At 64.1% G+C, this 14,835-nt stretch carries 18 protein-coding genes and 2 pseudogenes; all 20 read left to right on the top strand.

The annotated features are described in order from the left end of the window. Positions 1-307: 307 nt before the first annotated feature. Positions 308-661 (top strand): phage holin family protein, encoded by a 354-nt coding sequence (locus tag LOY51_RS20790; protein WP_125465192.1) that lies wholly within the window; start codon positions 308-310, stop codon positions 659-661. Next, positions 658-1,155 carry a hypothetical protein gene (locus tag LOY51_RS20785; protein ID WP_125859877.1) on the top strand — a complete coding sequence of 166 codons (498 nt, stop codon included), beginning with the start codon at positions 658-660 and terminating at the stop codon, positions 1,153-1,155. The genes LOY51_RS20790 and LOY51_RS20785 overlap by 4 nt, the downstream gene beginning before the upstream one ends. Further along, on the top strand, positions 1,152-1,754 hold the full coding sequence (locus LOY51_RS20780; protein WP_125859875.1) for a phage baseplate assembly protein V: 603 nt from the start codon (positions 1,152-1,154) through the stop codon (positions 1,752-1,754). Before LOY51_RS20785 ends, LOY51_RS20780 begins: the two co-directional genes overlap by 4 nt. Before the next feature lie 32 nt (positions 1,755-1,786). Further along, a pseudogene (locus LOY51_RS20775) lies at positions 1,787-1,933 on the top strand (Com family DNA-binding transcriptional regulator); the annotation flags it as partial. A 95-nt stretch (positions 1,934-2,028) separates the two neighbouring features. Next, positions 2,029-2,355, top strand: a complete 327-nt coding sequence (locus tag LOY51_RS20770; protein ID WP_125465187.1) for a GPW/gp25 family protein — start codon at positions 2,029-2,031, stop codon at positions 2,353-2,355. Continuing rightward, complete coding sequence (locus tag LOY51_RS20765) at positions 2,352-3,233, top strand: baseplate assembly protein (protein WP_258642872.1); 882 nt, start codon at positions 2,352-2,354, stop codon at positions 3,231-3,233. Before LOY51_RS20770 ends, LOY51_RS20765 begins: the two co-directional genes overlap by 4 nt. A 1-nt stretch (position 3,234) precedes the next feature. Then, positions 3,235-3,846, top strand: coding sequence for a phage tail protein I (locus LOY51_RS20760; protein WP_125465184.1), 612 nt, complete (start codon positions 3,235-3,237; stop codon positions 3,844-3,846). Next, a complete protein-coding gene (locus LOY51_RS20755) occupies positions 3,839-5,908 on the top strand; it encodes a phage tail-collar fiber domain-containing protein (RefSeq protein WP_258642869.1) in 2,070 nt (689 codons plus the stop codon). Before LOY51_RS20760 ends, LOY51_RS20755 begins: the two co-directional genes overlap by 8 nt. Continuing rightward, on the top strand, positions 5,905-6,309 hold the full coding sequence (locus LOY51_RS20750; protein ID WP_258642867.1) for a phage tail assembly chaperone: 405 nt from the start codon (positions 5,905-5,907) through the stop codon (positions 6,307-6,309). Before LOY51_RS20755 ends, LOY51_RS20750 begins: the two co-directional genes overlap by 4 nt. After that, positions 6,306-7,205, top strand: coding sequence for a phage tail protein (locus tag LOY51_RS20745; RefSeq protein ID WP_258642865.1), 900 nt, complete (start codon positions 6,306-6,308; stop codon positions 7,203-7,205). The genes LOY51_RS20750 and LOY51_RS20745 overlap by 4 nt, the downstream gene beginning before the upstream one ends. A gap of 185 nt (positions 7,206-7,390) precedes the next feature. After that, positions 7,391-8,557, top strand: coding sequence for a phage tail sheath subtilisin-like domain-containing protein (locus LOY51_RS20740; RefSeq protein WP_258642863.1), 1,167 nt, complete (start codon positions 7,391-7,393; stop codon positions 8,555-8,557). 13 nt (positions 8,558-8,570) lie between these two features. Further along, positions 8,571-9,080 (top strand): phage major tail tube protein, encoded by a 510-nt coding sequence (locus LOY51_RS20735; protein ID WP_110992379.1) that lies wholly within the window; start codon positions 8,571-8,573, stop codon positions 9,078-9,080. A gap of 12 nt (positions 9,081-9,092) precedes the next feature. Beyond that, positions 9,093-9,395: a phage tail assembly protein gene (locus LOY51_RS20730; RefSeq protein WP_110992378.1), complete on the top strand. Its 303-nt coding sequence runs from the start codon at positions 9,093-9,095 to the stop codon at positions 9,393-9,395. A 125-nt stretch (positions 9,396-9,520) separates the two neighbouring features. Beyond that, the gene (locus LOY51_RS20725) at positions 9,521-11,314 is read left to right on the top strand and encodes a hypothetical protein (protein WP_258642854.1); all 1,794 of its coding nucleotides are present in this window, start codon (positions 9,521-9,523) and stop codon (positions 11,312-11,314) included. A 9-nt stretch (positions 11,315-11,323) separates the two neighbouring features. Next, positions 11,324-12,169: a phage tail protein gene (locus LOY51_RS20720; RefSeq protein WP_125465176.1), complete on the top strand. Its 846-nt coding sequence runs from the start codon at positions 11,324-11,326 to the stop codon at positions 12,167-12,169. Then, a complete protein-coding gene (locus tag LOY51_RS20715) occupies positions 12,144-12,350 on the top strand; it encodes a tail protein X (RefSeq protein ID WP_125465175.1) in 207 nt (68 codons plus the stop codon). The genes LOY51_RS20720 and LOY51_RS20715 overlap by 26 nt, the downstream gene beginning before the upstream one ends. A gap of 51 nt (positions 12,351-12,401) precedes the next feature. Beyond that, entirely contained in the window at positions 12,402-13,448 is a 1,047-nt protein-coding gene (locus LOY51_RS20710; protein ID WP_125859854.1) for a phage late control D family protein, read from the top strand. A gap of 112 nt (positions 13,449-13,560) precedes the next feature. Next, a pseudogene (locus LOY51_RS20705) lies at positions 13,561-13,728 on the top strand (zinc finger domain-containing protein); the annotation flags it as partial. A 28-nt stretch (positions 13,729-13,756) separates the two neighbouring features. Further along, entirely contained in the window at positions 13,757-14,308 is a 552-nt protein-coding gene (locus tag LOY51_RS20700) for a glycoside hydrolase family 19 protein (RefSeq protein WP_110992372.1), read from the top strand. After that, entirely contained in the window at positions 14,305-14,802 is a 498-nt protein-coding gene (locus LOY51_RS20695) for a lysis system i-spanin subunit Rz (protein WP_125859850.1), read from the top strand. The genes LOY51_RS20700 and LOY51_RS20695 overlap by 4 nt, the downstream gene beginning before the upstream one ends. Positions 14,803-14,835: the final 33 nt, after the last annotated feature.

The raw sequence follows: 14,835 nt of genomic DNA, 5'->3' as shown, positions 1-14,835 counted from the left end.
TGTGTCTCAAGCCGGTCAGCAACCGGTTGTTACACAGGCAGCGATGAACAGGCCTCAACTGTTCAGAGGGTTGGCAACTGGCCCGGGTGTGCAGCGTAAAGCACCACGATCAGTTATCCGGCGGGCAGGTGGCCGCGGTCGGAGACACCAATTTGAAGCGGAACCGCGCGGCGTCACCAGTCGTGGCCAGCGGTTCGCCAACGCATTACTGAAAGGCCTGCAAGCCGGGCTTTTTGGAATGCCGAAGGCAACAACCATCCGTTCGCCGGCATGTCGCCGGCGGGCATCACACAAGGAGTACAGGACAGTGACGAACGAGCAACAGACGTTGCTGGAAATGCCGCTCTGGCTGGTGATCGTCCTGGCATTGCTGGGCGGCCTCAGCGGCGAAATGTGGCGCGCCGACAAGGCCGGTGCCCGAGGCTGGTCGCTGATCAGGCGGCTGGCGCTGCGATCCGGGGCCTGCATGGTCTGCGGGGTTTCAACGGTCATGCTGCTGTATGCAACGGGCATGTCGATATGGAGCGCCAGCGCCTTTGGTTGCCTGACGGCCATGGCAGGCGCTGATGTGGCCATCGGTCTCTATGAACGATGGGCCGCCAAGCGTCTGGGTTTGCGCGAACCGATCAACGGTGATCAACCCTGGAAGGAGGATGCATGAGCCAGTTGGCGATGTTGCAAACGACGCTGACCCAGACCATTCGTGAGGCGATACCGGATCTTGCGTCGGTAGAGGCGCAAGCAGCTGTAGGAAGCAACACGGCGTTACCGGCCCTGCGCCATGGCATCGTCAGCATGGTCGCCGACGCCGCGCCTCGGGATGGCCGTTCGGTACTGGCGATCACCTTCGAGGCCGATATCACCCCTGACACGGCCAGCACGGATGCTCGGCTGCAAGGCAGCGAACTGGCAGCGCAATTGATGGACCTGCTGCGCCAGCAACTCTGGGGGCTGGAGTTCGTCGAGGCGACCCGCAACGTCCAGGCCCAGTACCTCGGGGCCCAGTGGAAGGTGCGCTGGGAACAGCCGGTGCTGTTGGGCGAGCCACGCTGGGAGTGGCCTGACCAGCCGCCGGGCAGCCTGGTGCTGGGTTTTGAGCCTGAGACCGGGCCGGGCAACGAAGGCCGCTATATCAACCCGGAGGATCTGGCATGAGTTACGCCAGTGCCATGCACGATCGCATGTTGGCCGCGCTGGTGATCCCGTGTCGGGTAGTGGCGGTGGACCTGGCCGCTGCCCGGGTGCGTGTGAGTGACGGCGGTGGCTGGACCAGCACCTGGGTGCGCTGGCACGCACTGGCTGCCGGCAAGGCCCGCCACTGGCGGGTGCCAAGCCTGGATGAACAGGGGGTCCTGGTAAGCCCCAGTGGCGAGCCCGCGCAAGGCACCTTCGTGCCGGGCCTGTATGGCAATGCCGGGGCTGCGCCGGACAACCGCGATCATGTCGAGATCTGGCGTTTCGACGATGGCGGTTCGCTGAGCTACGACTGGCAGGCCAGCCGCTACGACATCCAGCTGCCCAAGGGCAACGCCAACATCAAGGTGGGCGCCAGCACACTGCAGGTCAGCGATGCCGGCATCACACTCGAGACGTCGGCCATCACTTTGGAGGCCACGTCCATCGCTCTGGATGCCACGTCCATCACCCTCACTGGCAATGTCGCCATCGATGGCCCGCTGCTGGTCAGCGGTGACATCAACGGCGGCGGTCGGATCATCGATACCGCCGGCAACACCGCCAATCACAAGCACTGAGCCCACCTAATCGATGCCAGGGAGGCAAGCCCATGCTCAAAGACCTGCGCTGCGGCCATTGCGCGCGACTGCTCGCCCGCACGGGCGATTTCACTGAACTGCAGATCAAGTGCCCGCGCTGCGGCACCTTGAATCATGCCAAGGCCTCGAGCCCTGCGCGATCGCCTGCGAGCGACCAGAGTGCGCAGCTTTGCGCACGCCATCACGCTCTTCTACAGGTAGAGAACGCCATGCATATTCATGAACGGGATGCGCCTGCGTCGGGAGGTGCCCCATGATCGGCCTGGACCGCCGTACGGGGCAGCCCCTGAGCGGCATCGCCCACCTTCGCCAATCCATCGAAGACATCCTTTCCACCCCCCTCGGCAGCCGGCGCATGCGCCCCGACTATGGCAGCCAGTTGCGTCGCTACGTCGACCTGCCGGTGAACGACGGCTGGAAGAGCGCCGTGCAGGCCGAAGTTGCCCGGGCCCTTGGGCGCTGGGAGCCGCGCCTGGCGCTTGAACGGGTGCGGGTGGTGGCGGTGCTCGACGGCCAGGTCAGCCTGGCCCTGAGCGGCCGTTACCTGGGCGACGACGCACTGCTGGAGGTGAGCGTATGAGCCAGGTCGACCTGTCCAGGCTGCCGGCACCCCAGGTGCTCGAAGACCTCGATTTCGAGGCGATCTACCAGGAAGACCTGGACACCTTCCGAAGCCGCCTGGGCGACGGCTGGAACGCCTTGCTGGAGAGCGACCCGGTCACCAAGCTGTTGGAAGTCGGGGCTTACCGCAAGCTGCTCAACCGGGCGCGGATCAACGACGCGGCCAAGGCGCTGCTGCTGGCCTACGCCGAAGGTAGCGACCTGGAGCAGCTGGCCGGCAACGTCAGCCTGCAACGCCTGGTCATCCAGGCCGCGGACCCAACCGCCTCGCCTCCTGCCGAAGCGTTGCTCGAGTCCGACGACGCCCTGCGCGAGCGGGTGCAGTTGGTCTATGAAGGCCTGACCACCGCCGGCCCGCGCAACAGCTACATCCTGCATGCCCGCAATGCCTCGGGGCAGGTTGCCGATGCCACGGCCGAAAGCGCGTCGCCAGCCGTGGTGGACATCACCGTACTGAGCCTGGACGGCGACGGTACCGCCAGCCCGGCACTGCTGGCCGAAGTGGCCAGCTACCTCAACGACGACGACATTCGTCCGGTCGCTGACCGGGTGGTGGTGCGCAGTGCCGAGATACTGCCGTATCGCATCGATGCCGTGCTGCATATGGCCGGCAGCGGCCCGGAGTACGAAGCGATCCTCGCCGAGTGTCGACGGCGCCTTGAATGTGCGATCAACCCGCGACGGCGCCTGGGCGTTGAGGTAGCGCGCTCGGGTATCGACGCGCTGCTGCACATCGACGGCGTCAGCCGGGTCGAGCTGATCGGCTGGGCCGACCTGCAGCCGAGCAAGGCGCAGGCGGCCTGGTGCAGCGGCTTCGACCTCAAGCGCGGAGGCTGACATGCAAAGCCTTCTGCCGCTCAACCGCACACCCCTTGAACGCGCCCTCGAGGCGGCCGCCGACGAAGACCTCAAGGCAGGGCTGCGCAGCTTGTACAACCCCGACAGTTGCCCGGCGCATCTGCTTTACCAACTGGCCTGGGCATGGTCGGTCGACCGCTGGGACGACAGCTGGAGCGAGACGATCAAGCGATCGGTGATCCGCTCGGCGTTTTTCGTGCATGCCCACAAGGGCACGCTCGGCGCGTTGCGGCGGGTGGTCGAGCCCTTCGGCTACCTGATCGAGGTGCGCGAATGGTGGCAACTCGAGCCGGTCGGCGTACCCGGCACCTTCGCCCTCAAGGTGGGGGTGGAGGAAGCCGGTATCGATGAGCAGACCTACCAGGAACTGAGCCGCCTGATCGACGACGCCAAGCCGGTCAGCCGCCACCTCATCGGCCTCGATATCAGCCTCGAAAGCCTGCTGCCGGCCTACCAGGCGGTTGCCCTAAACGAGGGCGAACTGCTCGAGGTGTACCCCTGGGAAGCGGCGGACATCGACGTGCACCTGGGCGCTGCGCACTGGGTGAACGAAACCACTCTGGACATACTGGACATCTATCTTAATGGCTAACTCAACCACCCAATTCGGTGGGTTCCTGACCAACGTCGGCATCGCCCAGCAGGCCAACACTGCCGCGCTGGGGCTGCCCTGGAACATCACCCACATGCTGATCGGCGATGCCGGCGGCGAACCCTCACAAACCCCCGACCCGACACCGAAACCAACTCAGAATGCGCTGGTGCGCCAGGTCTACCGTGCGCAACTCAACGCGCTCTACCAGTCGCCTGCCGACCCCGGCGTGCTGGTGGCCGAGCTGGTGCTGCCGCCGGAGACCGGCGGCTGGTGGATCCGTGAACTGGCGCTGGAAGACGCCAACGGCAACTTCATTGCCGTGGCCAAGCCGGCGCCGAGCTACAAGCCACTGCTGGCGCAAGGTTCGGGGCGTACCCAGACCATCCGCATGCACGTGGTGTTCGGCAACCTGGCCAACGTCACCTTGAAGATCGACCCGAGCATCGTCCTGGCCACCCGCGACTACGTCGACAAGGCCCGCGAAGCGGCCGAGCTTTATGCACGCAATCAGCTCAAGGCCCACGTCGAAGCCACCGACCCGCATCCGCAATACCTGCGCCGCGCCGATGTGGCCAAGGACGCCGGGCCGCTGGCTTGGCTCGGCGCGGCCAACGGCACGGCAGATGCCCTGGTGTTGACGCTCAAGAGCAGCGAGGCCGCGCTACCTACCTACGCGGCTGGCCAGCGCTTCCAGTTCCAGGCCGTCGCCACCAACACTGGCGCGGTAACGGCACGCATCAATGGCCGACCGGCGGTGGCGGTGAAGAAGGCCGGCCCCGGCGGCCTGGTCGACCTGGCCGGCGGTGATGTGCGCGCCGGGGCGCTCTATGACCTGAACTACGACGGCACTTACTTCCAGCTGGGGGGCGGTGTCAGCAGCGGCCGGGCTTTTGAAAGGTTTTCGTTTGCGGCCTCGCTGGGGCAAACGGTGTTCAATGCCCCGCATTCGATAGGGAGCACCGTCGTCCTGCGTAATGGCCGGGAAGTGACCGACTACCTGGCGGATGGCCAGAAGATCACCTTCCGTGCTCCTTGTGGCATGGGGGAGGCGGTGGAGATCCTGTCGTTCGGCACATTCCAGGCGGTCGACACGTACACCAAGGCCGAAATGGATATGTTGGTGAAGACGGCCTCAGCACTCCCGGTTGGCACCATGCTGCCGTTCCCCAAAGGTACGGTGCCGCTGGGGTTCCTGGAGGTCGATGGCAGTGCGCAGAGCGCAGCGTGCTATCCGGACCTGGCTGCTTACCTTGGCTCGACGTTCAATACCGGCACCGAGGAGGTCGGGTTCTTCCGCTTGCCTGACTCGCGCGGTGAATTCTTGCGTGGCTGGGATCATGGACGCGGGATCGATCCTGGACGGACGTTGGGAAGCGCTCAGCTTGACCAGATGCAACGCATCACTGGCAGGCTGGATAACATTAACTCCGGCACCGCTTTCGGTGCCGGTGAGGGCGCGCTGAAAAAGAGTGGCAGCAACGTCCAGTCTCACACCACATCCGGGGGCGGATCTTGGCCGAAAGACCTTGAGTTTGATTCGGCGGCATCGCCTGGAGCTCGGACTGGGTCGGAAACGCGCTCGCGCAACCTGGCGGTGATGTGGTGCATCAAGGCGTGGAGTGCGCCTGTCAATCAGGGGCAAATAGACATTGCTGCATTAGCTCTGCAGATGTCTGAGTTGCAGAACAGTGTTGCGTTTGCAGTGTTGTATCCGGCAGGCGGTAGCAAGGCCGCTCCGGGCAATGTTGCGATCAACAGCCGCTATGTCGAGGCGAACCCATTCCCCGATCATCACGTGATTTGTATGGCGCAGGTGCTCTACAACGGCGAGTGGGCCAATGCTGAGTTCGGGGATCATACCTATAGTGCCAGTTCACGAGTGGCGCATGGGGTAAGGGCGAATCAGATGGGCAATTCAATCGTTGTCCAGACAGGGCTCGATACCCTCGTCTATCCCAATGCATATGGCGGGTCCCCGTTTGTAATAGGTGCAACGTCTCTCGTATCACCGTTGCCATGCCGTGTGCTCATTTGGAAATTGAAAGGGGTGATTGCATGACTGTCTACGCAGAACTGGGCGGAAGTTGTCAGCAGATTGGCGGTGAATGTCCGCAAGGTTGGGTTGTGATGCAGGGACAGCGTCCATCGCCCGAGCATGTTGCGCAGGAAGGCGGGCTTTGGGCGGTTCAGGTGCCATCGCCGGATGATTTGCAGGCTGCACTGTTCGCCGAGGAGAGAGTGTGGCGTGACACCGCGTTGACGGCGTTGGTCTGGCTGCGTGATCGCCACCGCGACCAGCTGGAAATCGGCGCGGGCAGCACGTTGACACCTGAGCAGTTCAGCGGATTGCTGGTGTACATGCAGCAACTGCGCGACTGGCCGCAATCCGAAGCTTTCCCTGTATCTTCGGACCGCCCTGAGCCGCCCGCATTTCTTGAACAAGCGAGGATTGATCAATGAGTCGCGCCGATGACCTGGCCGAACTGGAGCGCGGCCTGCTCGCATTGCGTGGGCTGAACAACGCCCCAATTACCACAAGCAAGGTACTTGCACCCCATGAAACCGGTGTGCTGCTGGTAGATGCCTCGGCGGGTGCCGTGACCATCACCTTGCCGCCGGCCAACAGGCCCATGGATGTGCGCGTACAGCGCATCGATAGCAGCGATAATCGCCTGACGGTCCAGGCCGCCAGCGATGAAACGGTCAGGTTTCACACCCACTTGCGTGCGACGGGTTATGCGTTCTTCGTCTTGATGGGCGCTGGTGACTTCTGGCATTTGCGTAGCGATGGCGCCGGTGCGTGGCTGCCTCTGGACCGTCTGGACGGCACGGCCTTGGGTCGACCGATTTTCGAGACGACTACTGCAATAAGCCCGGGTGGTTGGGGGGTACCCAACGGTTCACTGCTGAACCGCGCCGAGTGGCCTTGGCTGTGGGACCACGCCCAGCAGTCCGGTTTGATCGTGACCGAGGCCCAGCGCGTAGGCATGGAAGGTGCCTGGACCAGCGGTGACGGTACTAACTCGTTCCGCATGCCGGAGCTGCGTGGTGAGTTCCTGCGGGCGCTGGATGAAGGGCGCGGTGTGGATGTGGCCCGCGCGGCCGGCAGTCGCCAGCGTGGTTCGCTGATTGTCGCGGACTACCCGTCCGGCGGCCAAGGGGCGACCGCCTTGGCGCCGACGGCCTCACAGGGCGCGGCGGAGTATGGCTATGACCCTTCGGCCAATGCGGAGTGGACGGGCATCTATACGGTCACCACGTCATCGTTAACCCCAGTCTCGCCAAGCGGCGCGTACATGTTTGGCACAACCCGCCCGCGCAACCTTGCTTTCCCTATGCGTATCAAACTGATTTGAGGGTGGCATGCATACGTACCTTATCGAACCGTCCTGCGCCCTGAACGGCCCCGTGGCACTGCCGTGGCTCGCCGAATACATCCAATGAAGCCCCGCACCGCCGGGGCTTTTTTTCACCCGTAAACAACCTCTCAAGGCCCTGCACCCGCAGGGCCTTTTCATACCCGAACCTGGAGTAAACCTGTATGAGTGGATTTTTCCACGGCGTCACCGTGACCAACGTCGACACCGGCGCGCGCAGCATCGCGCTGCCGTCTTCTTCGATCATCGGCCTGGTCGATACCTTCACCGAAGGCCCGAACGTCAGCGCCAAGGCCAACGACCTGGTGCTGATCACCAGCGAGCGCGAGGCGGTTGCGGCGTTCGGCCTGAATGCGCCGATCACCAAGGCCTGTCGCGCCATCTACAGCCGCGCCAAGGCGGTCATCGTTGCCTGCGGCGTGGCCAAGGTCGAGGACGCCGCCGAGCAAACCTCGGCGATCATCGGCAACGTGCTGGCCGACGGCAAACGTACCGGCCTGCAAGCGCTGCTCGACGGCAAAAGCCGCTTCAACGCCCAGCCGCGCCTGCTGGTGGCGCCGAAACACAGCGCCACCCAGGCCGTCGGCACCGCGCTGGTGGCCCTGGCCGACAAGCTGCGCGCCATCGCCATCATCGACGGCCCCAACAGCACCGATGAGGCAGCCATCGCCTACGCCAAGAACTTCGGCGCCAAGCGCGCATTCCTGGTCGACCCGGGCGTGCGCTACTGGGACAACGACGCCGAGGCCACTGTCGACGCACCCGGCTCGGCCTGGGTCGCCGGCCTGTTCGCCTGGACCGACCGTGAATACGGTTTCTGGGCTTCGCCGTCGAACAAGGAGTTCGTCGGCATCACCGGCACCACCCGCGCGGTGGAGTTCCTCGATGGCGACGACAGCTGCCGCGCCAACCTGCTGAACAACGCCAACATCGCCACCATCATCCGTGACGACGGCTTCCGCCTGTGGGGCAACCGCACCCTGTCCAGCGACCCGAAGTGGGCCTTCGTCACCCGCGTGCGGACCATGGACATCGTCATGGACGCGATCCTTTATGGCCACAAGTGGGCCGTCGACCGCTCCATCACCGCCACCTACGTGAAGGATGTCACCGAAGGCCTGCAGGCCTTCATGCGCGACCTGAAGAACCAGGGCGCGATCATCAACTTCGAGGTCTACGCCGACCCGCAGTTGAACACCGCCAGCCAACTCGAGCAGGGCAAGGTGTACTGGAACATCCGCTTCACCGACGTACCGCCTGCCGAAAACCCCAATTTCCGCGTTGAAGTCACCAACCAGTGGCTGACCGAAGTCCTCGATTCCGCCGCTTAAGGAGCGCATTTACATGGCAATGATTCCCGAAACCCTGGCCAACCTGAACCTGTTCGTAGATGGCGTCAGCTTCCAGGGCGATGTACCCAGCCTGACCCTGCCCAAGCTCACCCTGAAGATGGAGGAGTACCGCCCGGGCGGCATGGACATGGCGGTCGAGATGGACCAGGGCATGGAGAAACAGGAAGCGGCCTTCACCACCACCGGTGTGCGCCGCGAGTCGCTGAAGTTCTTCGGCCTGGCCGACGGCAACGGCTTCAACGGCACCTTCCGCGGCGCCTTCAAGGGCCTCAAGGGGCAGATCAACCCGGTGGTGGTCACCCTGCGCGGCACCCTCAAGGAAGTCGACATGGGCGACTGGAAGTCCGGCGACAAGGCCGAGATCAAGCACAGTGTCGGCGTCACCTACTACAAGCTCGAAGTGGACGGTCGGCTGGTCTACGAGATCGACGCTCTGGGCATGAAGCGGGTGATCGACGGTGTCGACCAACTGGCCGCCCAGCGCGCCGCCCTTGGTTTGTAAGGAGAACCTGCAATGGCTCAAGCGAAGAAATTGCCGCAATGGATGATGCTCAGCGCCGAGCGGGTGACCGTGCGCCTGTCGCGCCCCAGCGAGGCCAATGGCCTGCAGGTGGACAGCCTGTCGCTGCGGGCGCCGACCGTGCGTGACATCCGTAACGCGCAGCTTGGTGGCGCAGGGGACGACGAGCAGCGTGAGCTGAACCTGTTCGCCTCCCTCGCCGAAGTCGGCGTCAAGGACCTCGAAGGCCTGGCATTGAAGGACTACAGCCGCCTGCAGAGTGGCTACTTTCGCCTGGTGCAGGACGACGAAGTTTGATCCAGCCCGGCAGAAGGCCGCTGCACGGCGGCTGGCCAAGGAGCTGAACTTTTCCGCCAGCGAAATCATGGGCATGTCGTTCAGCGACATGCTCTGGTGGCTGGCGGAGTGACAAGGAGGAACGCATGGCGAACACACCTGTGTTCACCCTGGGGCTGGGCGTCGGGGCCGACGCTTCGCCTGGTAGGTTGTTTGAAGCACTTCGCCTGCAGCTGGAGGCCTCTCGCGGGCAGCTCAGTGGCGCGGGAGGCGTGCCTTTTCGTATGGGGACGGTTCGACAGGAGCTGAACGATACTCGCCAGGTTGATCAGGCCTCGAGCGCAGAACAGGCAAAAGCACGTATGGCGCAGATTGAACGGCTAAAGCTGGAAGCCGAACAAGTCAGGCGTTTGCGACAGCATTATCTGGCGCTGGGGCGGATCAGCCTGACAGCTGTACCCTCACTTCCAGTCATCGAGACTCAGGCATGGCGCATACCTCAGCCCTCAGTCATACCTGGTAGAAACGTGAGTGGCGAGGTGTACGACTCACAGGCGTTCCTGGCACCGGAGGACTGGAGCGCAGCGATCCGCGCGACCGTGCGTTCCAAGCCAAAGCCGCAACAGGACGACCCGGTAGACGGTCGCAGCTTTGAGCACGGGCGGGTGCCTTTCGAACAGTCTCCGTCGGTCATTGGCGCCAGCCTGGCCCTGTCGGCAGGAAGCCTTGCAGCGGCGGGCGCGCTTGGCGTGGGGGCATACAAGCTCGGTAAGCGGACGACACCCGGGCAGCGCCTGAATGCTGCCAATGCTGGAAAAAAAAGCTTAGAGATGGCCGGTGCCACCTTTCTCGCCAAATCTGCAGTCTCGGCCTTAAGCGATAAATCGGGTGCGGAGAGAGCCAAGGATATTGGCGGTGCGCTTGGTGAGATGGGGGGGACCGTGCTAGGTGCCGCCCTCGGAGGGCTGCTGGGAAACAAAGAGCGTGGAAAGAACTACGGCAGTCTGGTCGGCGGCATGCTTGGTGAGTCGATGGGGGGGCTGGTTGGCGAGAATGTCTATGGCTGGTTCGCCAGCGATGAAACGAACTCACCCACACAGGGCCAGCAACCGTCCAAGCTGACCCGGCGCGTGGCCGAAAAAAATGCAGCGAAGACGGAGGAAGAGGAGGAGGAGGAAGAGGAAGAGGTAGAAGAGGAGGAAGAGGAGGAAGAGGAGGAAGCGCAGTTTGAAGCAAAAGACAGCGTTTCGCGCAGGCCATCGGAAAGTGCAGGCTTCGTGTCGACGGCCAGCTCGGCCGCGCTTGGCGCCACCTCGCTTCTTGGGTCGATGGGCAAGGCCGGCGCGAGCCACGCCGGTGCCTCTCTAACGGGCCGGATTTTGCGGCGCCTACCGGGAATGAGTCAGCTCACTACTGGGCTACAACTTGCCGAAACCTACAACAGCGATGCCACGGCAGAACAGAAACTCGAAGGTTACGGAACAGCCGTAGGAGGTCTGGGCGGTGGCCTGGCCGGTGCTGCCGTGGGTGCGGCGATCGGCTCGGTGGTGCCCGTGATTGGTACTGCGATCGGTGGCCTGGTCGGTGGTGTGCTCGGCAGCATGGGCGGGGAAAGCCTGGGTGGCTTGCTGGGTAAGGCACTGGGAGCTGGAAAGGATGACCCCCTCGCCCAGCCGGCGATGGGCAATGCGGCCCGGGCTCTGGATTCTCCGGCAGCGCCGACGAACGTACAAATGCAACCGGCGCAGACCGCTGCACCCGCGCCCCCGGTCAATCAGCAGTTCACCTTCAACGCCAACTTGCCAGTGACCTTCACCAACAGCCTGGGCGACCCGAGTGTGGTGCAGCAACTGGAGGCCATGATGCGCCGGCAGTTGGACGAGTTCATGCGTCAGGCCCAATCGGTGCAGATGACCGACCCCTCACATATCGCACTTTAAGGAGCATGCATGACCTATCTGGAGCAGCTGCAAGCCACGCTGCACGCCCTGGTCAAGGCGGGAGAGGCAGGGCGTCGGCGTGCCGACGCCATGCTCGACCCAATGAACGAGGCGATCGACCATATTCAAGGTGCGGTCGTCGAGCTGGAAGGGTTGCCGGTGGTCGGCCCGATCATCGGCGCCAAGTTGCAGCGCACGATGCGCGCCATCGAAACCGCCCAGGCACGGGTGGCCAAGGTGGTGGCCAAGTATGACCAGGCCGTGGCCGTGGTCCGCCAGGTGCGTGACCGCATCGACGGGTTCGCCGGCCATGTGGCCAAGGCCGGTGCGGCCATTCGGCGGATGGTGGGTGAGGTGCGTTCGACCGTCAACGGCGTGCTGTCGACCTTGGGCTTTGCGCCCCAGGCGACACCAGCGGCGGAGGCGATCAAGCCATTCCCCCATCTGCTGGTGCTGCAACCCCTCAAAGCCGGGGCCACACCCTACTACTTCAACCTCGACACTGCGGCCTTCGACCAGTTGCGCCGGCAAACACGCTTTCGTTGGGCCGGGCAGGAACGCCTGAGCCGCGACAGCGCACAGCAGGCGGTCAGCCTGGGCGAAGAAAGCATCAGTATCCGCGGGGCAATCTTCCCCGGCTTCAAGGGCGGCCTTGGCCAGCTGCAGACCCTGCGCAGCATTGGTCGCCAGTTGTTGCCGCTGTCGTTGACCAGTGGCTATGGCGAGGTACTTGGCACTTGGTGCCTGACCAGTATCGAAGAGGAACAGAGCCTGCTGCAGGCCGGCGGTATTCCACGCAAACAAGGCTTTTCACTGGAGTTCGTGAGCTATGGCCAGGATCTGCATAACGTCTGAAGGCGACCTGCTCGACACCCTCTGCCAGCACTACTACGGGCAGCTCGAAGGGATGGTCGAGGCGGTGCTGGATGCCAACCAGGGGCTCGCGGACGAGGCCCAGCCGTTTCGCGCCGGGGTAAGGATAGTGCTGCCGGAACGGCCTGTGGTGGCGAGCAATACCCTTCAATTGTGGGACTGACAGGGGGCTACGGTGCCGATTGCGCAGCGTAGCCCCCAGGGAGGCAGAATCATGAAACCTGTGTTCAGCATCCAGGCCGATGGCAAGGACATCACCGCGCTGATCAACGATCGCCTGTTGCTGATGCGTACCACCGACAAACCGGGCCTTGAATCGGACGAGTTCGAACTGCGCATCGATGCCCGTGACGGCGCCGTTGCGTTGCCGGCCCGGGGGGCGGTGCTCGAGGTGTTGCTCGGCTATGCCGGGCAGCCCCTGAACCGCCTGGGCCGTTACACCGTAGACGAGGTGGAACTGTCCGGCCCGCCCGACACCCTGGTGATCCGTGGCAAGGCCTGCGACTTGCGCGGCAGTGGCAAGACCATCCGCAGCGGCAGTTGGGAGAATGTGACACTGCAGCGCATCGTCGCCGAGATCGCTGCCCGCAACGGCTGGCAGGCGGTATGCCCGGTGACGGTGCAGATACCGCGTGTCGACCAGTACAGCGAGTCGGATTACAACTTCATCACGCGCCTGGCCCGCCTGCACGACTGCACCGGAAAACTCGCCAATGGCCAGTTGCTGGTGCTCCCGCGTCAGGGGCGACAGAGCGCCAGCGGCAAGGCCTTGGGTGTGGTCACTATCGCTCGCGACGAGGTTAGCCAGTGGCAGTTCCGCCTGGCTGACAGGAGCACCCACAAGGCCGTTCGCACCCGTCATATGGACAGTGCCAGCGGTCGCATGCAGGCCGTGGAACTGGCCAACGGCGATGCCCCGGATGGCTTGCAGGCGGTGCACACCGACCGCCATCTGTACCCCAATCGGGCCGCAGCCGAACAGGCCGCGAAGGCGCGCCTGGCTAGCTTCAACCGCGATACCGCCAGTGTGCGACTGGACATGCCCGGGCGTACCGACCTGTTCGCCGAACGCGAAATCGACGCCCGAGGGTTTCTGGCCGGACTCGATGGGCCATACCTGATCGAGTCGGTGGAGCAGGTGTTCACCAGCAGTGGCTGGCGCACCACCGTGCAGTGCAGCGGTGGCCGGCAGGGCAAGGCCAGGGCCAAGGGCGCGGCGCCGCGTCGCGCGACGTCGCTCAAGGCCCAGTGCACAGGGTGAAGGTTCCCGATGCCCGTGTGGCGGCAGGCTTTCTATAGTCGGCGCAGGCGTGCCTTTGAATGCAAGGCCGCCCAAGCCGACATCAGTGGTCAACCCGCCAGGACCTGCGCCTATGTTCATCGATTTTCGCTGTGGCCAGTGCCGCAAGCTGCTGGCCCGCATCACGCCCGCTTCCGAGCTCCAGATCAAATGTGGCCGCTGCCGCACGTTGAATCATGTGAAAGCCATGCGCTTCGAGCCATCGCCCCTGAGCGAATCACCGGCGGCACTGGCCGCCATTCGATCAGACCGCAATGGAGCCGCCATCGATGGTGTTAACCGAACCGCAATTGAAAGAAATCTATCCAGCAGCCGGCCAGCGGGTCACAGCCTTCCTGCCGGCGCTCAATGAGGCCATGGCCCGTTGGGAAATCGACCATCCAAAGCGTGTCGCCGCGTTTCTTGCCCAGGTCGGCCATGAGTCCGGCCAACTGCGCTACGTCAAGGAACTGGGTGGCGACCGTTACCTGGCACGCTATGACACCGGCAGCCTGGCCCTGCGCCTGGGCAACACGCCCGAGGCCGATGGCGACGGCCAGCGCTATTGTGGCCGCGGCCTCATCCAGGTGACCGGCCGCAACAACTACCAGGCCTGCAGCCGCGCCTTGTTCGGTGACGAACGCCTCCTGGCGCAGCCGCAGATGCTAGAACAACCACGCTGGGCCTGCGAATCGGCGGCCTGGTTCTGGCACTCGCGCGGGCTGAACGCGCTGGCCGACCAAGGTGAGTTCAATCGCATCACCCGCCACATCAATGGCGGCCTCAATGGCCTTTCCGATCGCCTGCTGCTGTGGCAGCGAGCCCGTGAGGTGCTGTGTTGAGCCGCTGGCAGCTCGGGCTTTGCGCGCTGCTCCTGCTGTTGGGGGCGGCGCTGGCCTGGCAACTGCAGGCCTGGCGCTATGGGCGGTTGCTGGCACAGCAGGAGCAGCAGCTGGTGCAGCAACGGCTGGATCAGGCCGAGGCGCTGCATGGCCTGCTGCTCGCCGAGCGTGAACAGCGCCAGGGGGTGGAGCAACGCCTGCACGAGAGTGAATCGAGACATTTCCAGGAGCTTACCGATGCGCAACAGACTCAGGCTCGCCTGCGTGACCGCCTTGCTACTGCCGATCTGCGCCTGTCGGTCCTGGTCGAGCGCGGCGCCAGCTGTGGCGCAGTGCCTGCCGCCACCGCCGCCAGCGGCTTGGATCATGGTCCCGTACGCGCCCGACTTGACCCAGCGCATGCTCGACGAATTATCGCCATCACCGACAGCGGCGACCGCGGACTGATCGCCCTGCGCGCCTGCCAGGACTATGTTCGTGCCTTGTCGCGGTGAGCCCTTGCCGGGTGTTAGGGTAGGGCGGCATTC

The sequence above is a fragment of the Pseudomonas sichuanensis genome, assembly GCF_024749065.1.
GTDB lineage: Bacteria > Pseudomonadota > Gammaproteobacteria > Pseudomonadales > Pseudomonadaceae > Aquipseudomonas > Aquipseudomonas sichuanensis.
The sequence above is the reverse complement of the archived record's forward strand: the minus strand, read 5'-3'. Positions and strand labels throughout refer to the sequence as shown.